At 71.5% G+C, this 22747-nt stretch carries 21 protein-coding genes and 2 riboswitches; of the genes, 4 read left to right on the plus strand and 17 right to left on the minus strand.

Features of this window, described 5'->3' with window-relative positions:
- Positions 1–17: 17 nt before the first annotated feature.
- Positions 18–419, minus strand: a complete 402-nt coding sequence (locus ACSJD1_RS09270; RefSeq protein WP_438855015.1) for a histidinol dehydrogenase — start codon at positions 417–419, stop codon at positions 18–20.
- Complete coding sequence (locus ACSJD1_RS09275) at positions 416–859, minus strand: hypothetical protein (RefSeq protein ID WP_438855016.1); 444 nt, start codon at positions 857–859, stop codon at positions 416–418. The genes ACSJD1_RS09270 and ACSJD1_RS09275 overlap by 4 nt, the downstream gene beginning before the upstream one ends.
- Positions 860–975: 116 nt before the next feature.
- Here ACSJD1_RS09275 and ACSJD1_RS09280 point away from each other — a divergent pair, with 116 nt between their 5' ends.
- The gene (locus ACSJD1_RS09280; RefSeq protein WP_438855017.1) at positions 976–1788 is read left to right on the plus strand and encodes an enoyl-CoA hydratase/isomerase family protein; all 813 of its coding nucleotides are present in this window, start codon (positions 976–978) and stop codon (positions 1786–1788) included.
- Positions 1789–1850: 62 nt separating this feature from the next.
- Here ACSJD1_RS09280 and ACSJD1_RS09285 read toward each other — a convergent pair whose 3' ends face one another.
- The 6 genes from ACSJD1_RS09285 to ACSJD1_RS09310 all read right to left on the minus strand — a co-directional run bounded on the left by ACSJD1_RS09285 (position 1851) and on the right by ACSJD1_RS09310 (position 10452).
- Entirely contained in the window at positions 1851–2540 is a 690-nt protein-coding gene (locus ACSJD1_RS09285; protein WP_438855018.1) for a M23 family metallopeptidase, read from the minus strand.
- A gap of 372 nt (positions 2541–2912) precedes the next feature.
- On the minus strand, positions 2913–4817 hold the full coding sequence (gene typA / locus ACSJD1_RS09290) for a translational GTPase TypA (protein WP_438855019.1): 1905 nt from the start codon (positions 4815–4817) through the stop codon (positions 2913–2915).
- 198 nt (positions 4818–5015) lie between these two features.
- Positions 5016–6782, minus strand: coding sequence for a dipeptide ABC transporter ATP-binding protein (locus tag ACSJD1_RS09295; RefSeq protein ID WP_438855020.1), 1767 nt, complete (start codon positions 6780–6782; stop codon positions 5016–5018).
- The gene (locus ACSJD1_RS09300; RefSeq protein WP_438855021.1) at positions 6779–7729 is read right to left on the minus strand and encodes an ABC transporter permease; all 951 of its coding nucleotides are present in this window, start codon (positions 7727–7729) and stop codon (positions 6779–6781) included. Before ACSJD1_RS09300 ends, ACSJD1_RS09295 begins: the two co-directional genes overlap by 4 nt.
- On the minus strand, positions 7719–8648 hold the full coding sequence (locus ACSJD1_RS09305) for an ABC transporter permease (RefSeq protein ID WP_438855022.1): 930 nt from the start codon (positions 8646–8648) through the stop codon (positions 7719–7721). The genes ACSJD1_RS09300 and ACSJD1_RS09305 overlap by 11 nt, the downstream gene beginning before the upstream one ends.
- A gap of 184 nt (positions 8649–8832) precedes the next feature.
- Positions 8833–10452 carry a peptide ABC transporter substrate-binding protein gene (locus ACSJD1_RS09310; RefSeq protein ID WP_438855023.1) on the minus strand — a complete coding sequence of 540 codons (1620 nt, stop codon included), beginning with the start codon at positions 10450–10452 and terminating at the stop codon, positions 8833–8835.
- Between the two features lie 212 nt (positions 10453–10664).
- Here ACSJD1_RS09310 and ACSJD1_RS09315 point away from each other — a divergent pair, with 212 nt between their 5' ends.
- On the plus strand, positions 10665–11429 hold the full coding sequence (locus tag ACSJD1_RS09315; protein ID WP_438855024.1) for a CPBP family intramembrane glutamic endopeptidase: 765 nt from the start codon (positions 10665–10667) through the stop codon (positions 11427–11429).
- Here ACSJD1_RS09315 and ACSJD1_RS09320 read toward each other — a convergent pair.
- Positions 11375–11851, minus strand: coding sequence for a hypothetical protein (locus ACSJD1_RS09320; protein WP_438855025.1), 477 nt, complete (start codon positions 11849–11851; stop codon positions 11375–11377). The two genes, ACSJD1_RS09315 and ACSJD1_RS09320, sit on opposite strands and share 55 nt — an antisense overlap.
- 141 nt (positions 11852–11992) lie before the next feature.
- Between ACSJD1_RS09320 and ACSJD1_RS09325 the strand changes: the two genes are divergently transcribed.
- Positions 11993–12181: a hypothetical protein gene (locus ACSJD1_RS09325; RefSeq protein WP_438855026.1), complete on the plus strand. Its 189-nt coding sequence runs from the start codon at positions 11993–11995 to the stop codon at positions 12179–12181.
- A gap of 45 nt (positions 12182–12226) precedes the next feature.
- Here ACSJD1_RS09325 and ACSJD1_RS09330 read toward each other — a convergent pair whose 3' ends face one another.
- The 3 genes from ACSJD1_RS09330 to ACSJD1_RS09340 all read right to left on the minus strand — a co-directional run bounded on the left by ACSJD1_RS09330 (position 12227) and on the right by ACSJD1_RS09340 (position 14159).
- Positions 12227–12754 carry a COG4315 family predicted lipoprotein gene (locus tag ACSJD1_RS09330; protein WP_438855027.1) on the minus strand — a complete coding sequence of 176 codons (528 nt, stop codon included), beginning with the start codon at positions 12752–12754 and terminating at the stop codon, positions 12227–12229.
- Between the two features lie 128 nt (positions 12755–12882).
- Complete coding sequence (locus ACSJD1_RS09335) at positions 12883–13656, minus strand: anti-sigma factor family protein (protein ID WP_438855028.1); 774 nt, start codon at positions 13654–13656, stop codon at positions 12883–12885.
- Positions 13653–14159, minus strand: coding sequence for a sigma-70 family RNA polymerase sigma factor (locus tag ACSJD1_RS09340; protein ID WP_438855029.1), 507 nt, complete (start codon positions 14157–14159; stop codon positions 13653–13655). Before ACSJD1_RS09340 ends, ACSJD1_RS09335 begins: the two co-directional genes overlap by 4 nt.
- Before the next feature lie 86 nt (positions 14160–14245).
- Here ACSJD1_RS09340 and ACSJD1_RS09345 point away from each other — a divergent pair, with 86 nt between their 5' ends.
- Complete coding sequence (locus ACSJD1_RS09345; protein WP_438855030.1) at positions 14246–14728, plus strand: DUF2231 domain-containing protein; 483 nt, start codon at positions 14246–14248, stop codon at positions 14726–14728.
- Positions 14729–14789: 61 nt separating this feature from the next.
- On the opposite strand, the gene gcvP is transcribed toward ACSJD1_RS09345, so the two are convergent.
- From gcvP to ACSJD1_RS09370, 5 genes are all read right to left on the minus strand, one after another.
- Positions 14790–17687, minus strand: coding sequence for an aminomethyl-transferring glycine dehydrogenase (gene gcvP / locus ACSJD1_RS09350; protein ID WP_438855031.1), 2898 nt, complete (start codon positions 17685–17687; stop codon positions 14790–14792).
- A gap of 19 nt (positions 17688–17706) precedes the next feature.
- Positions 17707–18078: a glycine cleavage system protein GcvH gene (gene gcvH / locus ACSJD1_RS09355; protein WP_438855032.1), complete on the minus strand. Its 372-nt coding sequence runs from the start codon at positions 18076–18078 to the stop codon at positions 17707–17709.
- Between the two features lie 65 nt (positions 18079–18143).
- Complete coding sequence (gcvT, locus tag ACSJD1_RS09360; protein ID WP_438855033.1) at positions 18144–19322, minus strand: glycine cleavage system aminomethyltransferase GcvT; 1179 nt, start codon at positions 19320–19322, stop codon at positions 18144–18146.
- A 45-nt stretch (positions 19323–19367) separates the two neighbouring features.
- Positions 19368–19473: riboswitch (glycine riboswitch) on the minus strand.
- Position 19474: 1 nt separating this feature from the next.
- Positions 19475–19578: riboswitch (glycine riboswitch) on the minus strand.
- A gap of 145 nt (positions 19579–19723) precedes the next feature.
- Positions 19724–19996, minus strand: a complete 273-nt coding sequence (locus ACSJD1_RS09365; RefSeq protein ID WP_438855034.1) for a DUF4242 domain-containing protein — start codon at positions 19994–19996, stop codon at positions 19724–19726.
- A 120-nt stretch (positions 19997–20116) separates the two neighbouring features.
- Positions 20117–22696 (minus strand): ATP-binding protein, encoded by a 2580-nt coding sequence (locus ACSJD1_RS09370; RefSeq protein WP_438855035.1) that lies wholly within the window; start codon positions 22694–22696, stop codon positions 20117–20119.
- Positions 22697–22747 lie beyond the last annotated feature (51 nt).

The raw sequence follows: 22747 nt of genomic DNA on the forward strand, positions 1-22747 counted from the left end.
GATGCTGGACTGCCAGTCTATGCGCGTCGCGCCGCGCGCGACGGCAGCGAGGGCCACGCGACGACCAATACCGAAACGATCGCGGGGCCGATCGCCCAGATCATGCCCACGACGCCGTCGGCCACGAGGACCGATCCGCCGGGACCCGGAAGCGAGAGCACGGCCACCGTCGCGACGACGCCCACTGCGGCAGCCGTCGCGGCACCCCTCCCCCCGGCGACGAGACGGATGCCGATGAGCAGCGCGGCCACGCCGACGAGTCCGGCCACGACTCCCCAGGGGATGGTGATCCCTGCGACCTCCAGCGCGTGACGGTGCCCGATCGTGGCGATCGTGCCGTAGACCACGCCGACCGCGAACGCGATCGCGAGCGTGCCGATCCGGGAGCCGAGCGATCCCCGCTCGGCGGCAGCGCTCACGGCGCCGCCGTCACGGTGTAGGTCACCGTGCCGCCGTCGCCCGCCAGGATGACGAGGTACTCGCCATCCGTGTACACCGATCCGGCCGCCGTGGCCTGCGCCATCGTCGGGTCCTCGCGGAACCCGACACCCACGACCGCCGCGCGCGCGTCACCGAGGGGGTCCTCCGCCACGGAGCTCAGCACCACGACCCACCCGTCCGCGCCCGCGGCGCCGCCGGCGAGCTCGATGGTGCCGTCGATGATCGGCACCGACGGCGGGAAGTCGGACGGAAGCTCGCCGCTGAGGTCCACCTCGCCACCCGTCGCACCGTCGACGGCGTCCTCGACGCCGCGCTCGACGTACTCCTGCACGGTGCCGGTGCAACCCGAGAGCAGGCCGGCGGCCACGAGGCTCAGCGCGATGGCCGTGGCGCGCGCGCGCCTGGTGAGGAGAGGCATGGGCGCGAGTCTATCCGCCGCGGCTGGGACCGCCGCGGCGCCGCGGCCCGACGGACCGGCACCATGCCGTAGCGTGGTCGCGGTGCGGCCGAACGCCGCGGGAAGGACGATCGAGGATGACCGAACAGCCCGGAACCGACGTGGACCGCGCACCGGTGCGCATCGAGCGCGACGGGGTCGTCGCCACCGTCGTGATCGACCGGCCGAAGGCGCTCAACGCGCTCTCACCCGACGTGCTCCGCGCGCTCGCCGAGGCGTTCGACGAGCTTCGTTCCGAGGGCGACGCGGTCCGCGGCGTCATCGTCGTCGGCGAGGGCGGACGCGCGTTCGTCGCCGGAGCCGACATCCGCTCGCTCGCGACGCTCACGCCCGACGAAGGCGCCGAGTCGTCCCGTCTCGGACACCGGGTCGCCGCCGCGATCGAGGCCTTCCCAGCGCCCGTCATCGCGTGCGTCGACGGGTTCGCGCTCGGGGGCGGGCTCGAGCTCGCACTCGCGTGCGACGTCATCTACGCAACGGATGCGTCCTCCTTCGGCCAGCCCGAGGTCCGTCTCGGCCTCATCCCGGGGTTCGGCGGCACGGTCCGCCTGCCCCGCGCGGTCGGGCTCTCGCTCGCGAAGGAGCTGATCTTCACGGGTCGGCGCATCGACGCCGCGGCGGCCGAGTCCGCCGGCCTCGTCGCCAGGCGCTTCGCCGACCGGGAGGCGCTGCTGGCCGGTGCTCGGGCGACGATCGACGAGGTCGCGGCGAACGCCTGGACGGCGGTCGCGCTCGCGAAGCGGGTGCTGGTCGAGGCGGCGGGTACCACGACGGAGACCGCGACCGGACTCGAGATCGCCGGCTTCGCCGATGCCTTCCGGACGGAGGACATGCGCGAGGGCGTCGCCGCGTTCATCGAGAAGCGCGAGCCCGAGTTCGCGGGTCGCTGAGTCGACGGGCGACGATGACGGATGCCGCGGCCGGGCGCCCCGGCACGGGCGTCGTCCTGGGCTCAGCCCGTGACGTGCGAGGCGAGCCAGCCCATGCCGTCGAAGCGGACGCCGTCGGCGCCGTACATCTCCAGGTGCAGGTGGGGTCCGGTCGACTGCCCGGTCGTTCCGACCGCGCCGAGCGGCTGCCCGGCCGTGACCCGCTGCCCGGGAGCGACCGCGAGCGAGCCGTACTGCATGTGGGCGTAGAGCGAGGTGACGACCGCGCCGTCGATGTTGTGCTGGACCTCAACGTAGACGCCGAGACCGCCGCCGGACTCGGTCGCCGTGACGACGACGCCGTCGGCGATCGATGAGATCGTCGCGCCGACACCGGGGTTGAAGTCGATGCCGTCGTGGAAGGTGGAGCAGCCGCCGCAGGGCGCGTTGCGCGGTCCGAAGCCGTCGGACGTGCGGGAGGGGTCGACCGGCCAGACGACGCGGTCGGCCTGCAGCAGTGAGACGTCGCCGAGGCCCGCGACGCTCGACTCGATGGGCGGCGGTGCCGCCTCCACGTCCCAGCCCCCGACCTCGATGGGCTCGAGGGCGACCTCGGATCCGACCTCGAGGGTCTGCGAGCGGTACGAGACCGAGTCCTCGGCGGGCGCGTAGACGGAGGCGCGCTCCACGGTGTCGGTCGCCGTGACCGCGAGCGCGGGGATGCTCGTCGAGAGGAGCATGCCGCCGGCGAAGATCATCGCGCCGATCGTCATGATGGGTCGCAGGGCGGCCGCGGCACGTCGCCGGCCGGCGGGCCGGGCGGCATGCTCGGTCGACTCCGGGGCGGCGGAGCGCGCCGGGGTGATGGGGGTTGCGGGGGCACCGCGGCGGTAGCGGGGGCGTCCGGCCGCACGACGGCCATGCTGGGGCTGGGGGAAGTTCATAAGCGGGGGAAGTTGATACTCAGGTAACGGTTGCGTAACGACAAACTCGGGTTTCGAAGAACCCGACAACCATACGAGGTCGTTTCTGTGAGGTTCCTCAATCCGCGGTGCCGATGCGCGATCCGACCGTGAGAGACCGTGACCGAGACGACGAAGGGGGATGCCGCGGGCGACCCGCGGCATCCCCCTTCCGGGTCGGAGCTAGCCCTGCTTCTTCAGGCGCGACGCGGCCCGCGCGCGAGCCGTGGCGTCGAGTTCGACCTTGCGGATGCGCACCGCGGTCGGGGTGACCTCGACGCACTCGTCCTCGCGCGCGAACTCCAGGCACTCCTCGAGCGAGAGCTGGCGCGACGGCGTCATCGACTCGAAGGTGTCGGCCGTCGACGAACGCATGTTCGTGAGCTTCTTCTCCTTCGTGATGTTGACGTCCATGTCGTCGTTGCGCGAGTTCTCGCCGATGACCATGCCCTCGTAGACCTCCTCGGTGGGGTTCACGAAGAAGGTCATGCGCTCCTGGAGCGCGATGATCGCGAACGGCGTCACGACGCCCGCGCGGTCGGCCACGATGGAGCCGTTGTTGCGCGTGACGATCTGCCCCGCCCACTCGTCGTATCCGTGCGAGATCGCGTTCGCGATGCCGGTGCCGCGCGTGGTGGTCATGAACTCGGTGCGGAAGCCGATCAGGCCGCGGCTCGGCACGATGAACTCCATGCGGACCCACCCGGTGCCGTGGTTGGACATGTTGTCCATGCGGCCCTTGCGCGAGGCGAGCAGCTGCGTGATCGCGCCCAGGTACTCCTCGGGCGCGTCGATCGTGAGGTGCTCGAACGGCTCGTGCAGCTTGCCGTCGACCTGCCGCGTGACCACCTGGGGCTTGCCGACCGTGAGCTCGTAGCCCTCGCGGCGCATCTGCTCGACGAGGATCGCGAGCGCGAGCTCGCCGCGGCCCTGCACCTCCCACGCGTCGGGCCGCCCGATGTCGACGACACGGAGCGAGACGTTGCCGACGAGCTCACGGTCGAGGCGGTCCTTCACCATGCGCGCGGTGAGCTTGTGGCCCTTGACCTTGCCGACGAGGGGCGAGGTGTTGGTGCCGATCGTCATGGAGATCGCGGGCTCGTCGACCTCGATCACCGGCAGCGGACGCACGTCCTCGGGGTCGGCCAGCGTGTCGCCGATCATGATGTCCTCGAAGCCCGCGACCACGGCGATGTCGCCGGGACCGGCGCTCTCGGCGGGGTAGCGATCGAGCGCCTTCGTGAGGAAGAGTTCGGTCACGCGGACGTTCTGCACCGAGCCGTCGTGCTTGACCCACGCGACGGTCTGGCCCTTCTTGATGGTGCCCTGGAAGACGCGGAGCAGCGCGAGGCGGCCGAGGAACGGCGACGCGTCGAGGTTCGTCACGTGCGCCTGCAGGGGGTGCTCGTCGTCGTAGGTCGGAGCCGGGATGTGCTCGAGGATCGCCTCGAAGAGCGGCTCGAGGTCGTCGTTGTCGGGCAGCGCGCCGTTCTCGGGCTGGGTGCGGCTCGCCGCGCCGTTGCGACCCGAGGCGTAGACCACGGGCACGTCGAGGATCGCGTCGAGGTCGAGGTCGGGCACGTCGTCGGCGAGGTCGGACGCGAGGCCGAGGAGCAGGTCCTGGCTCTCGGCGACGACCTCGTCGATGCGGGCGTCGGGGCGGTCGGTCTTGTTGACCAGCAGGATGACCGGCATGCGTGCCTCGAGCGCCTTGCGGAGCACGAAGCGGGTCTGCGGGAGCGGGCCCTCGCTCGCGTCGACGAGCAGCACCACGCCGTCGACCATCGACAGGCCTCGCTCGACCTCGCCGCCGAAGTCGGCGTGGCCGGGGGTGTCGATCACGTTGATGGTCACCGGGGACCCTCCGGCGTGCACGCCGTTGTACGAGATCGCCGTGTTCTTGGCGAGGATCGTGATGCCCTTCTCGCGCTCGAGTTCGTTCGAGTCCATCGCGCGCTCCTCGATGTGCGCGTGCGCGTCGAAGGAGTTGGTCTGCTGCAGCATCGCGTCGACGAGCGTGGTCTTGCCGTGGTCGACGTGGGCGACGATCGCGACGTTGCGCAGGTCGTTGCGGGTGGCCTTCGCCATGGTGTGGTCCTCGAGTGGCCTCCGGTCGCCTGCGGGCTCCGGGGCGCGGATCGGCAGCGCCGAGGCGCTGGATTGGAGTCGGTGGGAGCGCGATGGGCCGATGTCACGGTTCGCGCCCGTCCAGCCTACCGTGTCGGGCGGAAACGGCGGACGCCCGGCCTCCGCGAGCGGAGACCGGGCGTCCGGGTGATCGAGCGACTAGGCGCCGAGCTGGAGGTTCGCACCGGGGATCGCCGCGAGGAGATCCTTCGTGTACTGCTCCTTCGGGTTCTCGAACACGTCGTCGGTCGCTGCAGCCTCGACGATGCGCCCCTTCTGCATCACGCAGACGTGGTCGGCGATGACGCGCACGACCGCGAGGTCGTGGGTGATGAAGAGGTACGTGAGTCCGAGCTCGCCCTGCAGGTCGGCCAGCAGGCGCAGGATCTGGGCCTGCACGAGCACGTCGAGCGCCGAGACGGCCTCGTCGAGCACGACGATCTCGGGCTTCAGCGCGAGCGCGCGCGCGATCGCGATGCGCTGCCGCTGTCCGCCGGAGAGCTCGTTCGGGTACCGGCCGACCAGGGTCCGCGGGAGCGAGACCTGGTCGAGCAGCTCGAACACGCGGGCACGTCGCGACGCGCGGTCGCCGACGCCGTGGGTGACCAGCGGCTCCGAGATCGTGTTGCCGATGTTCCGCAGGGGGTTCAGCGAACCGTACGGGTCCTGGAACACGGGCTGCATGCGGCTGCGGAGGTCGAAGAGCTCCTTGCCGGTCAGCTTCGCCAGGTCCTTGCCGCCGACGAGGATCTTGCCGCTGGTGACATCCTCGAGCTTCAGCAGCATCTTCGCCACGGTCGACTTGCCCGAGCCGGACTCGCCGACGAGCGCGGTCGTGGTGCCCTTCGGGATCTCGAACGAGACCTTGTCGACCGCGGTGAAGTCGCCGGAACCGCGGATCTTGAAGACCTTGGTGAGGTCCTCCACGACGATCGCCGGAGGCTGCGCCGCCGCGGCCTCGTGCGCCTCGGCCCGAGCCTCGGCCGTCGCGATGAGGTCGATCGTGTCGGTCGTCGTCGCCGGCTCGGTACCCGGCTCGTGCGTGGCCTCGACCGCGTGCGCGGTCGACTGGATGCGGCGCGAGGCGAGGCTCGGTGCCGCGGCGACGAGCCGCTGGGTGTACGGGTGCTGCGGGTTCTGCAGGATCTCGAGCGAGGGGCCCGACTCGACGACCTTGCCCTTGTACATGACCACCAGCTGCTCGGCGCGCTCGGCGGCGAGGCCGAGGTCGTGCGTGATGAACAGCAGGGTCGTGCCGAGCTCGCGGGTCAGCGACTCGAGGTGGTCGAGGATCACCCGCTGCACCGTCACGTCGAGCGCCGAGGTGGGCTCGTCGGCGATCAGCAGCTGCGGGTCGGCCGAGAGGCCCATGCCGATGAGCACGCGCTGGCGCATGCCGCCCGAGAACTGGTGCGGGAACTGCTTGAGGCGGCGGTCCGCATCCTGCAGGCCGGCCTGCTTCAGCACCTCGATCGCGCGGGCACGGACCTCCTTGCGCCCGGTCGCGATGCCGTTGGCCTTGATGGCCTCCTCGACCTGGAAGCCGATCGACCAGACCGGGTTCAGGTTCGACATCGGGTCCTGCGGCACGAAGCCGATCTTGCGACCGCGGATCGACTCCATCTCCTTCTTCGACGCCTTGGAGATGTCCTGGCCGTCGAGCAGGATCTGGCCGCCAGCGATCCGGCCGGAGCCGGGAAGCAGGTTGATGATCGCGTGCGCCGTGGTGGACTTGCCCGAACCGGACTCGCCCACGATCGCGAGGCTCTGCCCGCGGTAGAGCGTGATGTTCACGCCGTCGACGGCCGTGACCTTGCCCTCCTGGGTCGTGAATTCGACCTCGAGGTCCTTGATGTCGAGGAGCGGCCGCTCCTCGCCATCGGGCGTGGTGTGCTGCACGTCGCTTCCGTTCACGGTGGAGGTCATCGCTGCGCCCTCGCCTTCGGGTCGAGCGCATCGCGGACGACCTCGCCGAGCATGATGAAGCTCAGGACGGTCACCGACAGCGCGATGGAGGGCAGGATCAGGGTCTGCGGGTTCGTGCGCAGGTCGACCTGGGCCTGGCTGATGTCATTGCCCCACGACATCGTGCTCGAAGGCAGTCCGACGCCGAGGAACGACAGGGTCGCCTCGGCGACGATCGCCGACGCGAGCGAGATCGTCGTGATCACGATCACCGGTGCGATCGAGTTCGGCAGCACGTGTCGCACGAGGATCCGGAACCGCGTGACGCCGACGGCGGTCGCCGCCATGACGAAGTCGGAGTTCTTGACCCTCAGGATCTCGGCCCTCAAGACACGGGCCGTCGCGGGCCACGCGAAGATGCCGATCGCGAGGGAGATCGTCCACACGCTCGCGTACTGCGAGAGCACCGACATGATCACGACCGCCGCGAGGATGTAGGGGATCGAGAAGAAGATGTCGCCGAGGCGGGACAGGACCGCGTCGACCCAGCCGCCGTAGAAGCCCGCGAGCGCACCGAACAGGATGCCGAGCGAGGCGACGAGGAACGTCACGATGAGGCCCACCGACAACGAGGTCGACGTGCCGTGGATGATCCGCGAGTAGATGTCGCAGCCCTGGCGGTTGTAGCCGAGCACGCTGCCGTCCCCGGGGCCCTGGTTGCTCAGCGAGAGCTGGCAGTACCGCGGGTCGACGCTCGTGAAGAGCGTCGGGAACAGGGCCACGATCACGATCAGGACGATCAGCGCCGACGAGATCCAGAACATCGGACGCTTGCGCACGTCGCGCCACGCGTCGGTCCAGAGGTTGGTCGGCTTGCCCTCGGCCTTGACCGAGTCGATCGCGACGAGCGGAGTCTCGTCGATCGGCGCGACGAAGTGCGCCTGAGTGGGGCGGGTGTTACTTGGCATAGCGGATCCTCGGGTCGAGAACGGCGTACAGCAGATCCACCAGCAGGTTGATGACGAGGTAGATCAGCACCATCACGGTCACGAACGAGACGACGGTCGGTCCCTCGCCGCGGATGATGGCCTGGTACAGGGTTCGTCCCACGCCGGGGACGTTGAAGATGCCCTCGGTGACGGTCGCGCCGACCATGAGCACGCCGAAGTCGACGGCGAGGTAGGTCACGACGGGGATCAGCGAGTTGCGGAGGATGTGGACGGGGACGATGCGGTTCCTGGACAGGCCCTTGCTCGCGGCGGTGCGAACGAAGTCCTGGCCTCCCGTGTCGATGACCGACGCCCTTGTCAGTCGAACGATCTGGGCGAAGCTGATCGTCGCCAGCACGATGGCTGGAAGTATGAGGTCTTGGATCGGCGCGCCCGGGCCGACCGTGGTGCGGAACCATCCGAGCTGGATGCCGAACACGTACTGCGCCACGAAGGCGACCACGAAAACCGGCAGCGAGATGAGGATCAGGCTGACGACGAGGAAGCTCGCGTCGAAGATCCCGCCCTTGCGGAGGCCCGAGACGAGGCCGATCGTGATGCCGAAGACCATCTCGATGAGCACTGCGAGGACCGCGAGCCGGAGGGTGACCGGGAAGGTCTCGGCGAGGATCTCGGAGACCGGCTGGCCGGAGAACGAGACGCCGAAGTCGCCCTGGAAGATGCCGGCCAGGAACAGCAGGTACTGGACGATGAACGGCTTGTCGAGGTTGTACCGCTCTCGGACGGCCTCGAGCACCTGGGGCGGAGGGGTCTTGTCGCCGAACAGGGCGACGACGGGGTCGCCCGGCATGGCGAAGACCATGAAGTAGATCAGGAAGGTGGTGCCGAGCAGCACAGGGATCGCCTGGAGCAGTCGGCGCGCGATGTAGCCGGCCATGGATCAGGCCCCGCGTTCTGCGTGTGTTGACATTGTTGAAGAAACCTCACCGTTATGGGAGTGCGCACACACGATGTTACGCGCCTCGGCACACCCCGGATACGTGGGAGTGGGGCGGCGATCCACCGGACCGCCGCCCCACGGGCGTCAGAGAGTCTAACCCCCTGAAACCCCTGATCGAGAATTACTCGCTCTTGGTGACCTCGTAGTAGAGCGGCACCGAGTTCCAGCCGAACTGGACGTTCTCGACCTGCTCGCCCCACGCGCCGTTGACGGTGGAGTACCAGAGCGGGATCGCGGGGAGGTCCTCGAAGAGGATCTCCTGCGCCTGCTGGAACTTCTCGATGCCCGCGTCGACCTCGGTCTCGCTGAGGCCTTCCTGGATGAGGGCGTCGAACTCGGGGTTCGAGTAGTCACCGTCGTTCGAACCGGCACCGGTCACGTAGATCGGGCCGAGGAAGTTGGAGAGCGACGGGTAGTCGGCCTGCCAACCGGTACGGAAGCCGGTCTGGATGGTGCGGTCGGTGATGGCGGTGCGGAACTCCGCGAACGTCGGGTACGGAGCACCCGAGGCGTCGATGCCGAGCTCGTTCTTGATCTGGTTGGTCACAGCGTCGACCCAGCCCTGGTGGCCGCCGTCGGCGTTGTAGCCGATCTGGAACGAACCCTCCCACGGGCTGATGGCGTCGGCCTCGGCCCACAGCTCCTTGGCGGCCTCGGGGTCGTACTCGAGGACGTCGCTACCGGGGATGTCCTCCGAGTAGCCGTCGATGACCGGCGACGTGAAGTCGTGGGCCGGGGTACGGGTGCCCGAGAAGATCACGTCGGTGACCTCTTCGCGGTTGATCGCGTGCGAGATCGCGGCGCGGCGGAGCTTGCCCTCCTCGCCACCGAAGTGAGCGAGACGGTCCGGAACGACGAACGACTGGAAGATCGCCGCGCCCTGGGTGACGGAGCGGTCGCCGAACTCGTCCTGGAAGGTCGAGAGCGCGCTGTCCGGGATGGCGTCGAGGACGTCGAGGTTGCCGCCCTGGAGGTCGGCGTAGGCCGCGTCCTGCGTGGCGTAGAAGATGATCGAGAGACCACCGTTGACGGCCTGGCGGTCGCCCTGGTAGTCCTCGTTCTTCACGAGGTCGATGCGCTCGTTGTGCTTCCAAGCGCCCTCGCCGTCGAGCATGTAGGGGCCGTTGCCGATCGGGTTCTCACCGAAGGCGTCGAGGTCCTCCCACGCCGCCTCGGGCAGCGGGAAGAACGCCGAGTAGCCGAGTCGCAGCGGGAAGTCGGACTCCGGCTGCTTCAGCGTCACGGTGAAGGTCTTGTCGTCAACGACCTCGAGGCCCGACAGCTCGTCGACGTTCTCGTCGTAGCTGAAGCCCTCGATCGAGTCGAAGAAGTAGCTCGAGAGCTGCGCGTTGTCGAGCGCAGCGCCGTAGTTCCAGGCCTTGACGAACGACTCGGCGGTGACGTCCTCGCCGTTCGTGAACTTCTGGCCGTCCTTGACGGTGATGGTGTACGTCTGCGCGTCGTCGGTCTCGATCGACTCCGCCATGTCGTTGTGCGGAGCACCCTCGCCGTCGTAGTAGACCAGGCCGGCGAAGATCGAGTCGAGGATCTTGCCTCCACCGGTCTCGTTCGTGTTGGTCGGGATCAGCGGGTTCTGGGGCTCAGAGCCGTTGGTCGTGATGATCGCGGTCGAGTCGCCGGCCGGAGCGGTCGGCTCGTTGCTGGACGAGCAACCGGCGAGCGTGAGCGCACCGGCCGCCGCAAGAGCAATGGCGGCAACGCCGATTCTCTTGATCTTCAATGTTCCTCCTGTGAGATGAGCGCACGACTGCGCGATTCGTGGTCGAGCAGGGGGGCGCTGGTAGGTGAATCGAGACTATAAGCGGGTCAACGCCGAACAAACTTCACGGCGGAACCGTTACCGAGGCGCAATCTTGCGAGTGGTCCGTGCGCAGATGAGCAGCCGCCGACGCACGATTCTTGCGCCCGGAGCGCGCGTGCGAGGATTGCCGCATGCCCGCGGCCCGACGTCTCCGCATCGAGGTGGCCATCGTGCTCGCGCTCTCGCTCGGGGCGTCGGCGGTCTACTCGATCGTGGCGATCATCGCTCGCCTCACCGCTGAGCGGCCCCTGGGCGAGCAGAGCGCCGCGCTGAACCAGTCACGGTCGTCTCGCGAATGGCTCGACTTCACGTACCAGTTCCTCGACGTCGTCTTCGGACTCGCGGTCGTCGCCCTCGTGCTGTACCTGCTCTGGCAGCCGGGTCGGAGCCCCTTCCGCCGTATCGGCTTCGACCTGACGCGACCGGGTCGGGACGCGGCATCCGGCCTGCTGCTCGCCGCCGTCATCGGAGTGCCCGGACTCGCGCTCTACGCGGCCGGGCGCGCACTCGGGTTCACCGTCGCCGTCGTGCCGCAACCGCTCGACACCTACTGGTGGACGATCCCGATCCTCGTGCTGGCGGCCCTGAAGGCGGCGCTCACCGAGGAGCTCATCGCGGTCGGGTACCTGTTCACGCGCCTGCGCGAACTCGGCGTCGGCCCCTGGGCGACGATCCTGTCGAGCGCGCTGCTCCGCGGGAGCTACCACCTCTACCAGGGCTTCGGCGGGTTCATCGGCAACGCCCTCATGGGCGTCGTGTTCGGCTGGGCCTACATGCGCTGGGGCCGCACGATGCCGCTCGTCATCGCGCACTGGCTCCTCGACATCGTGTCGTTCGTCGCCTATCCGCTCGCGCTGGGCTGGTGGCCCGCGCTCTTCGCGCCGCCCGCCGACTGACCGACGGGCGCGTCCGGCCTGACGGGCGGGACGGACGGATGCCGCGGGCGCGGCACGTCGGCGACGTGGCGTGCCCCGGCGAGCGCGACGACGGTCACGGGCATCGGCGGCAGCGTCTCCTCCGGCGGTTCCACGCGCAGGTCGGAGTCGTTCGAGCGCACGAGTGCGCCGTCGATCCAGCTCCGGCGTCCCGGCGTGCAGACCGATGAGAACTGCTCGGCGCCACCGTAGAACCCGCCGCGCGACAGATCGCTGAAGGACTCGGCCCGACGCAGCGCATCCGCCAGCTGCGGGTTGCGTCGATCGAGCAGGCCGGCCCGCTGCTCGAGTCCGAGCCCGCGCGCGCCGGCGAGCGTGCAGCCGACCATGAGCCCCGCGAAGCCGAGCGTGGCGAGCAGGGCGACGACGTCCATCGGAATCATGCGCACCCCCATTGTGCGAGTGATCCTCAGTGTACTCCCGGGGACGGTCGAGGGGGCCGCCCGGATGCCGCCACTCGCGGCTGCGCGGAACATCATCGATGCCGGAGCTCATCAGCCCGGTGGACCACGGGAGAAGGAAGCATGGACCTCGCACACGCCGTCAACGCGGGCGGCCTCGCCGGCCGCCGCACCGATCATCGCTTCACCACGGACGAGACCGAGATCCGCGAGGCGGAGCGCCGCGTCGCACGGCGCCGCGCCGCCGCCGTCGAGCAACGCTCGATCGCCTACGCCGAGCGCGGGCGGCACGTCGCGCCCCGGCCCGCCTGACCGCCCGGCCGGCCCGTCACGACGGCCGGGCGGCAGCCATCGCCGTCAGCCGCGGACGGGCTCGCCCGCCGGAGTGAGCACCCACCACACGCCGTTGACGCCCTGGCCCGCGGTGTCGCCGGCAGCGGCATCGCCGGCGAAGTAGTAGAGCGGCCAGCCGTCGAGCGTGAGTTGCGGCTGCCCGTCGATCCCCGTGATGGATCCGACCTCGCCCGTGACGCCGTCGAGTTCGACGGCGCCGTCGTCGCCGTGCACGGCCGGCCAGTTCTCGGCGCACTGGCCCGTGCAGGTCGACGCGTCGCCGCCCTGGGTGTCGCTGTCGAACTGGTACACGGTGTTGCCGGCGGAGTCGACGACGATGGTGCCGAGGTCGGTCTCGGCCGTGGCGAGGCCGGTGATGCCGCCGTCGTCGGACGACCCCGACGACGAGTCGTCCGTCGCCGGCGCGCTCGCCTCCGCGCTCGAGGCCGCGCCGGTGCTCGAGGACGTCGACGCGTCTCCGCCGGAGCATCCGGCCAGCCCGAGCAGTGCCGCCGCGGCGACCGCGACGCCGAGCATGATCCTGGAATCCATGGGAACCCTCCGTTCGAGGATCGCAAGGTGCGATCACCCGTGACACGAGGCGCGCGCCGCCGCGGTTCACCGCCTGGGCCCGAAGCGGCGGCGATCGGCGCCGGAACGCCGGGGGCGCTCCCGGTCGTTCAGGGGAGATCGGCCTCGAGCTGCGCCTCGCCCGTGCCGAGCGCGCGCACCTCGATCGAGACGAGGTCGTCGCGCTCCAGCGCGGTCCCGGCGTCCAGTCGCACGACCTGGCCCTCGCCCGCGTGCCACGTCGACACCTGCGTCTGCTCCCCCGCGGCGTCCGTGACGTAGAGGCCGTACTCCCAGGTCTCGCCCTCGCCCGTCCACTCGCCGGTCCCGTACCGGCACGTGATGGAGAGCCGCGTCCCCCACGGCACGCTCGAGATCGCGATCGAGGCGGTCAGCGGGGTGTCGCCGACGGGCTCCATCGCGACCACCTCGGCGTCGTCCCCCTGCAGGGTCGCCGTCACGACCCCGACGACCGCGACCGCCACGAGCAGCACGGAAGCGGCGATCGCCGCGAGCACACGCAGACGGCGGGGCCGGCGCGGCGCGTGCCGTCGCGGAACGGTGGATTCCGCGCGACCGGCCGGGTCGCGGTGCTCGGCGCCGCGCGCTGCGGCGGTCCCGCGCCGCGCCGAGTCGTCCGGCGCGGACGCCGGCAGGTCTCCCGTGCCGAGGAGCGCCTCGGCATCCGTCGCCTCGACGGCCGCGGCCGACTCCGCATCGAGCCGCGCGAGCAGGCCAGGCATGGGCGCGAGCTCCGCGACCGCGGCGCGGCAGCGATCGCAGTCCTCGAGGTGCCCCTCGTAGGCTCGCCGGTCGGCGGGCACCAGCGCGCCCAGCACGTACGCGGCATCCCAGTCGGCGTACCGCTCGTGGTCGTCGTTCACCGGGTCACCCCCTTCTCCTGCAGCGCGAGCCGCAGCGCACGCAACCCGTAGTGGAGCCGCGACTTGACCGTGCCCTCGGGAATCCCGAACCGCTCGGCGAGCTCCGCCGTGCTGCGACCGCCGTAGTACGCCTCGACGATGACGGCGCGGTGGTCCTCGCTCAGCGAGGCGAGCGCCTCCTCGACGATCAGCCGCTCGAAGAGCGCGTCGGTCCGGTCGTCGACCGCGAGCTCCGGCGGGTCGGGGGTGCCGAGCTCATGACGTCGCCGTGCGCTGCGCTGTTCGTCCACCACGAGGTGCCTCGCGACCGTGAACATCCAGGCGCGGGTGCGCTCGGGGCCCTCGGCCATGATCCGCGGTGTGCGCCAGGCGCGCAGCAGGGTCTCCTGCACGACGTCGTCCACGCTCGCGCTGCCGCCCGTCAGGTGCATGACGTAGCGGCGGATCGCCGGCGCGTGCGCGTCGTGCAGCGCCCGCAGCGCGGAGTCGTCGTCGCTCGGCATGGGACCTCCACCGGGACCACGAGGCCGGAGCCCGATCGGTTCACCGCTGGGGTGAACCGGCGGCCGACGGGTCTCGTGCCCTCGATATGGACGATATCTCCGAACTGATCGGGCTGCCGCTGCATCCGCTGCTCGTCCACGCCGTCGTCGTGCTCGTCCCGCTCACCGCGCTCGCGCTGCTGCTCGGTCAGTGGTGGCCGGCCGCCCGCCGCCGGCTCGGCATCGTCACCCCGCTCGCGGCGCTCGCGGTCGCGGTGCTCGTGCCCCTGACGGTGCAGGCCGGCGCCGCGCTGCTCGCCCGGCTCGGGCCGCTTTCCGGCACGGCGCAACACGAGCAGTTCGGCCGTGCGGTGCCCGTCTGGACCACCGCGATGTTCGTCGTCGCCGCTGCGCAATGGGCGTGGTTCAGGTTCGCCGTCCCCGCCCTGCCGGAGCGTCGCGGCCCGCGCCTGGCGGGGTCGATCACGTTGGGCGTCGCGGTCGCCGTCGTCGGGACCGGCAGCGTGGTCGCCGTCGTCCTCGCGGGCGATTCGGGAGCGCGGGCGGTCTGGAGCGGGCTGTTCGGATGACGCGGGCGGGCACGGTCGACCACGACCGTGCCCGCCCGACCATCGTGCCCGGGCCGACCGCCTAGGCGAATGCCTCGATCGGCGGGCAGGCGCAGACGAGGTTGCGGTCGCCGTACGCCTGGTCGATGCGGCGCACCGGAGCCCAGTACTTGTTCCGGACGAGCGAGTGCACCGGGTAGACGGCCTGCTCGCGCGTGTAGGGGTGGGTCCACTCCCCCGCGATGACCGACTCGGCGGTGTGCGGGGCATTGCGGAGCGGGTTGTCCTCGGCCGGCCACTCGCCGCGGCCGACCGCGTCGGCCTCGGCCTTGATCGCGATCATCGCCTCGACGAACCGGTCGAGCTCCGCGAGGTCCTCCGACTCCGTCGGCTCGACCATGAGCGTGCCCGCGACCGGGAACGACATGGTCGGGGCGTGGAAGCCGTAGTCGATGAGGCGCTTCGCCACGTCGTCGACCGTGACCCCCGTCTCCGCGGTCAGCGGGCGCAGGTCGAGGATGCACTCGTGCGCGACGAGCCCGTTCTCGCCGGTGTAGAGCACCGGGAAGTGGTCGCGCAGGCGCGCGGCGACGTAGTTCGCGGCGAGGACGGCGGTCGCGGTCGCCTGCTTCAGGCCCTCGGCGCCCATCATGCGCACGTATGCCCACGAGATCGGCAGGATCGACGGGCTGCCGTACGGCGCCGCCGACACGGGGCCGCCGCCGTGCTCGACGCCGCCGGCGTGGTCGGCGCGCTGGGCCATCGGGTGGCCGGGCAGGTAGGGCGCGAGGTGCGCCTTCGCCGCGACCGGGCCGACGCCCGGGCCGCCGCCGCCGTGCGGGATGCAGAACGTCTTGTGCAGGTTCAGGTGCGAGACGTCGCCGCCGACGTCGCCGAAGCGGGCGAAGCCGAGGAGCGCGTTGAGGTTCGCGCCGTCGATGTAGACCTGGCCGCCGGCGTCGTGCACGGCCTGCGTGATCGACTTCACCTCGTGCTCGTAGACGCCGTGGGTCGACGGGTAGGTGATCATCAGGGCCGCGATGTGCTCGGCGTTCGCGGCGATCTTCGCGCGCAGGTCGTCGAGGTCGACGTTGCCGAGCTCGTCGGTGGCGACGACGACGACCTTCATCCCCGCGAGCACCGCCGACGCCGCGTTGGTGCCGTGCGCGCTCGAGGGGATGAGGCAGACGTCGCGCTCGACGTCGCCGTTGGCGAGGTGGTAGCCGCGGATGGCGAGCAGGCCCGCGAGCTCGCCCTGGCTGCCGGCGTTCGGCTGCAGCGACACGGTGTCGTACCCGGTGACCTCGGCGAGCCAGCTCTCGAGCTGCTCGATCAGGCCGAGCGAGCCGACGACGTCGGCCTCGGGCGCGAACGGGTGCAGGTTCGCGAACTCGGGCCAGGTGACGGCCTGCATCTCGGTCGCCGCGTTGAGCTTCATGGTGCACGAGCCGAGCGGGATCATGCCGCGGTCGAGCGCGTAGTCGCGGTCGGCGAGGGTCTTCAGGTACCGCATCATCTGCGTCTCGGACTGGTGCGTGTTGAACACCGGGTGCTCGAGGTACGACGACGTGCGCCGCTGCGCCTCGGGCAGGCTCGCCGGCAGTTCGCGCAGCATCACCGGCACCTCGGTGCGAGGGTCGAACCCGAACGCCTCGACGACGAGCGCGAGCTCGGCCTCGGTCGTCGTCTCGTCGACGGCGACGTGCACGGTCGCCTCGTCGGCCTCCCAGAGGTTCACCCCGAGCTCGCGGCCGCGCGCCACGACGTTCGCAGCGAGTCCCGGCACGTGCACGCGGATCGTGTCGAAGTAGGCCTCGTGCGCGAGGGTCAGGCCGTACCCGGCGAGCGCGTCGGCCAGCGCCTTCGCCTTCGCCGCGGTCGTCACCGCGATGTGCCGGATGCCCCGCGGCCCGTGGTACACCGCGTACATCGACGCCATCACGGCGAGCAGCACCTGCGCGGTGCAGATGTTCGACGTCGCCTTCTCGCGCCGGATGTGCTGCTCGCGCGCCTGCAGGCTGAGCCGATAGGCGGGGTGTCCCGCGGCATCCTGGGAGACGCCCACGAGGCGACCCGGCAGCTGCCGCTCGAGGCCCGAGCGCACGGCCATGTAGCCGGCGTGCGGGCCGCCGAAGCCCATCGGCACGCCGAAGCGCTGCGAGGTGCCGACCGCGACATCCGCCCCCAGTTCGCCGGGGCTCGTGAGCAGCGCCATCGCGAGCAGGTCGGCCGCGACGACCGCGAGCCCACCCTGCGCCTTCGACGCGGCGATGACCGCAGCCGGGTTCCACACGCGACCCGAGGCGCCGGGGTACTGCACGAAGACGCCGAAGTGCTCGCCGAGCGCGGCGACGTCCGTGGACTCGTCGAGATCGGCGACGATGAGCTCGATGCCGACGGCTTCCGCACGCGAGGCGAGCAGCGCGTGCGTCTGCGGCAGTGCGTCGGCGTCGACGACGAAGCGGTTCGACTTCGACTTCGAGGCGCGGCGCGCGAGCAGCATGCCCTCGACGACCGCCGTGCCCTCGTCGAGCATCGACGCGTTGGCGGTGTCGAGCCCGGTGAGGTCGGTGACCATCGTCTGGAAGTTGATGAGCGCCTCGAGGCGGCCCTGCGAGATCTCCGGCTGGTATGGCGTGTACGCCGTGTACCAGCTCGGGTTCTCGAGCACGTTGCGCTGGATCACGGCCGGCGTGATCGTGCCCGAGTAGCCGAGGCCGATCATCGACGCGCGCACCGTGTTCGCGTCGGCGAGCTCGCGGAGCTCGGCGAGCGCCTCGCGCTCGGTCGCCGCGGCCGGGATGACCGAGTCGAGCACCTCGTGCATCCGGATGGCGCTCGGCACGGCGGCGTCCATGAGCGCGTCGAGCGAGTCGTAGCCGAGCGCGGCGAGCATCCACTCGTGGTCGCGCGGGGTCGTGCCGATGTGCCGGCGCCCGAAGGCGTCGACGTCGAAGGCCGTTGAGGTGCTGGTGGTCATCGTCTTCCTCGGGGTGGGACTACTCGCCCGTCAGGGCGCGGTACTCGTCGTGGCTGAGCAGGGCGGGCAGCGACGTGGTGGTGAGCTTCAGGAGCCATCCGTCGCCGAAGGGGTCGCTGTTGACCAGCTCGGGCGAGTCGACGACGGCCTGGTTCGACTCGACGACCTCGCCGTCGACCGGCGCGAACAGCTCGCCGACCGACTTCGTCGACTCGATCTCGCCGACGACCGTGCCGGCGACGACGGTGCTGCCCGCGTCGGGCAGGTCGACGTAGACGACGTCGCCGAGCTTCTCGGCGGCGTAGTCGGTGATGCCCACGGTGACGGTGTCGCCGTCGACGAGCACCCATTCGTGCTCGGCGGTGTACTTCAGGTCGCTGCGGTCGGTCATGGGGTGCTCCTCGTGGTGGTGGTGTGGTGCGGGCCCGGCGGTGCCTCCGCCGGAGGGATCGTGGGTCAGGCGCCGCGCTTGTAGAAGGGCAGTGCGGTGACGGATGCCGCGACGCGCGTGCCGCGGACGTCGACGAAGAGCGACGAGCCGACCTCCGAGACGTCGGGCGCGACGAACGCCATGGCGACGGGGTGTCCGAGCGTGGGCGAGAGTGCGCCGGAGGTGATCTCGCCGACCTCGCGCGCGTCCTCGCCGGCGCCGTCGAACACCGCGTAGCCGGCCCGCGGCGCCCGACGCCCATCGGCGGTGAGGCCGACGAGCACGGGCGCGCCCTCGGCGGGGCCTTCCTCGATCGCGGCGCGGCCGACGAAGTCGCCGTCCTTGGTGAGCGCGACGACGCGGCCGAGGCCGGCCTGCACGGGGAAGATGTCGCGAGAGAGCTCGTGGCCGTACAGCGGCATGCCCGCCTCGAGGCGGAGCGTGTCACGGCTCGCGAGGCCGCACGGCACGACGCGCGGCCCGCCGGTCTCCTGGAGCGCCTCCCACAGCGCCTTCGCACGCTCGGGGGCGACGTACAGCTCGAAGCCGTCCTCCCCGGTGTAGCCGGTCCGGGCGACGAGCACCGGCGCACCCTCCCAGGTCGCGGCGATCGCGCGGTAGTACTTCAGGGCGGCGACGGCGGCGACGAAGTCCTCTTCGTCGTTGCCCGGCCCCTCGATGCCGAAGCCGGGGGTCTGCTGCAGCACCTCGAGCGCATCGGGGCCCTGCAGTGCGACGAGCGCGATGTCGTCGGACTCGTCGAAGACGTCGGCCTCGAACGGCGCGGTGCGCGCGCGGAGCTCCTCGGCGACGACGTGGCGGTTCGCGGCATTCGCGACGACCATGTAGCGGTCGGGGCCGGTGCGGTAGATCACGAGGTCGTCGATGACCCCGCCGTCGCGGCCGAGCAGGAGCGAGTACTTCGCCTGCCCCTCGACGATCGCCGAGAGCTTGCCGGCGAGCGCGTAGTCGAGGGCGTCGGATGCCTCGGGGCCGACGACGACGATCTCGCCCATGTGGGACAGGTCGAACAGGCCGGCGTGCTCGCGCACCGCGTGGTGCTCGGCCAGGTCGCTGGAATAGCGGACCGGCATCTGCCAGCCGGCGAAGTCGGTGAACGACGCGCCCGCGGCGCGGTGCACCTCGTCGAGGGGGCTGCGGCGCTCGGTGGGGCCGGTTTCGGTGGTTCCGGGTGCGTCGGTCACGAGTTCTCCAGGATCGCGCGGATCACGCGGCGGTCGCCGCGGAAGAACTCCCCCTCTGTCATGGGCCTGAGAGCTTCGCGACGCTCCGGGGGAGCTGTGCTTTCACCTTCGGCGGGAAGCCGCCGTTGCGGCATCCGCTTTTCAGAGTCGGCCTCGTCATCGCGGTGATGCGACCTGAGAGATTGGCGGGGAGGCTTGCTCCTTCGGTGCCGTCCGGTTCCGGTGAGGGAACCTCCGGCTCTCCCGCGATGCGTCGATGGCCCGGTATGCGGTTGTCGTGGGCAGTCTAGCAATGCGCGCCGACGCATCCGCGCGGCGTGCGGCGAGCGCGTCGCGCGCGGTGCTCGGCGGCACGCGCGCGCCCGCCCGACGTCGATGGTCGGGCGGGCACGGCGGTTCGTTCAGTACGTGAAGTACGGATCCAGGACGCGCACCTCGGTGATGCGGTCGACCGGGAAGCTGTTGAGCTCCGCCGCCGCCCGGATCGACTCGGGGTCGGGTCCGTCGTAGACGCAGAACGTGTGCACGGTGTCGCCCGTGACGTACGAGTGCAGCCACGTGACGCCGCGCTCCGCGTTCCGTTCGACCACCCGCAGCATCGCGGCGGCGCCGTCGGCGTCGGGCGGCACGGACAGCCCGTCGGGGAAGGTCCGTTCGACGATGTATCGGGGCATGAGCATCTCCTCGTGTTCGTGGCCGGCCGTGGGGCGGTTCGCCCCGAGGTCCGATGCCGGAACGCTACGGTCGGGCGCGGCGACGGGACATGGGCGGGATCGCCCATCTTGGGAGGGCGACTACGCACTCCCGTGCGCGTCGCCTCGCGCGAGCGCCGCCGCGGCCCCGCGGGTCGCGACCCCGAGCTTCGCGAGGATCGACGAGACGTGGTGGTCGACCGTCCGGACGGACAGGCTGAGCCGCTGCGCGATGTCCGGGTTGGACGCACCCTCCGCGACCAGCGCGAGCACCTCCGACTCCCGACGGGTGAGCCCGAAGGGATCGGTGCGGGTCGATGCCCGCGGACCGCGGGGCAGGTTGCCGACCCCGGCTGCGCGGAGCCTGCGGCGCACGGCCTCCGCCGCCGGCGACGCGCCCATGGCCTCCAGCGCCCGCACCGCCTCGATCGCCGTGGCGGCGTCGGCGAAGCCGTCGGCCAACCGCGCCTCGAAGACGGCTCCGCGCTCGGTCCATCCGCGCTCGGCCGCCGCCCAGTCTCCGACGGCCATGGCCGCGTAGGGTCCGTCGGCCCAGTCGGGCACGGTCGGCGCCCCGCCTGCGGCGCGCAGCCACCACGACAGCTCGGCGGTGAAGACGGGGTGGCGCTTGGCGATCGCGAGCGGCAGCACCGATCCGGCCTCGGCGGCTGCGCGCTCGTCGTCGCCGGCCAGCCACGCCGCCTCGGCCCGCGCCGCACGCACCGGGGCGATGCGCTGGAGCGTCTCGGAGGACTCGGCGAGCGCGAGCGCCTCGTCGAGCGCCTCCCCGGCCCCCGGGTCGCCCCGTCGCGCTCGCATCCGGCCGAGGGCCAGCAGCGCCATGATCCGGCTGATCGCGGCGGTCCCGTCGAGGGCGAGCACGGCGTGCGCGTCCTCGGCGGCGCCGGTCGCGTCGCCGAGGTGCAGCCGGGTCAGCGCGCGCCAGGCCTGCATGTAGTGCCGTGACCGGTCGACGTCGGCCGTGCCGGCTTCGGCGATGCCCTCGGTGAGCACGGCGTCGGCGAACCGGAACCGCCCGATCTCACCGGCGGCGCTGCCGAGGTTGGCGAAGGCGGCGCAGACGTCGGAGGCGAGCCCCGCTCGCCTGGCGACGTCGAGGCTCTCACGCAGTTCGGCCACGCCCGCCTCGAACTCCGATCGCACGATCCGCGCCGACCCGGTGGCGTTCAGCGCCCCCGCGAGCAGGGCGTCGTCACCGAGCCGACGGGCGAGCGCGAGCGCGCGCTCACCCCACTCGATGGCCTCGTCGGTGTCGCGCGTGAGCATGCGCAGCGAGGCGCGGCGGCGGTATGCCGACGCGAGCTCGCGTCCGGGCGGGTGCCGTTCGGCGAGCGCGACGGCTTCGGCGCTCGCGGCATCCGCCTCTCCCGTGCGCCCGAGTGCGAAGTCGATGGCGGCGAGCCGGTCCAGGTCGTCGGCGACGCGCAGGTCCTCGCCCCGCGCGCGGCGCAGCTCGAGCGCATCGAGGATCGCCGACCGGGCGGCACCGGGATCGTCGGTGAGGTCGGCCTCGCGGGCGTAGTCCTCGAGGAGCACCGCACGGCGGTCCTCGGGTTCGCCCCCCGCCACCGCGAGCGCCGATCGGAGGTGGGCCGCGGCCTCGCGGTGCGACCCGGCGGCGATGGCCTCGGCGGCGGCGCGCGGTGCGAGCTCGAGCACCGCGGCATGGTCGTCCGCGCCGATCGCATGGGCCACGAGCCGGGCCAGGTCGTGACCGGCGGGCGCGACCCGCACGGCGTCGAGCAGTCGTCGATGGATGGAGGCGAGTCGAGCCGGCGGGATGTCCGATCGCACGGCGGCACGCGCGAGCTCGTGGCGGAAGGCCAGCGAATCCCCGTCGACCGACAGCACGCCCGCGGCCACGGCGTCGTCCGCCGCGTCGAACTCCGCGCCGGCCGCGGTCGCGACGATTCCGCGTTCGAGGCGGATGCCGCCGACGGCGACGATCTCGACGATGTTGCGTGCGGCGGGCCGGAGTCGGCCGACGCGGGCGAGCACCGCGTCGCGCACCGTCGACGGGAGGTCCGCGCGTGCCGCGACGAGCTCGGTCACGAAGAACGGATTGCCCGCGGTGCGATCGTGCAGACGCTCCGGGTCGAGGCCGGTTCCGGTGGCGAGTGCGGCGACCGCGTCCACCGAGAGCGGTGCCGGCGAGATGCCGACGACGCCGGGCATGCCCGCCAGGTCGCCGAACAGGCCGCGCAGTTCGGGCGTCGTCGGCTGATCGCGGAAGGTGAGCACCAGCACGGTCCGAAGGAGGGCCGCGCGCCGGGCGAGGTATCGGATGACGTCGAGCGTCGCGGCATCCGCCCAGTGCACGTCCTCGAAGACCACGGCCCGTGGCGCGCCGGCGCCGCCGAGGGCCTCGGCGAGCGCGAGTGACATCCGCGCGGAATCGCCCGTCTCGAGGAGCGCGTGGTCGAGGCCGAGGGCGGCGGCGACGTCGCGCACGGCCGCGAGCGGCGTCGGCGTCTCGAGCGCGTCGCTCCAGCCCCACGCCACTCGCCCGGGCAGGCGATCGGCGAACTGCCGGACGAGTGCGGACTTGCCGATGCCGGCCTCCCCGCCGACGAGCACGACCGCTCCGCCGTGTGCGCGCACCGCCGGGTTCGCCGCGCGTTCCAGCGCGGCGAGATCGCCCTCGCGCTCCAGCAGGTCCATCCGGGCGCGAGTCTACGGCCGGTCGCCACGTGCGCGCAGCACTCCCTGCGT

Origin of the sequence: Agromyces excoecariae, assembly GCF_051715505.1 — a bacterium.
Classification (GTDB): Bacteria; Actinomycetota; Actinomycetes; order Actinomycetales; family Microbacteriaceae; genus Agromyces.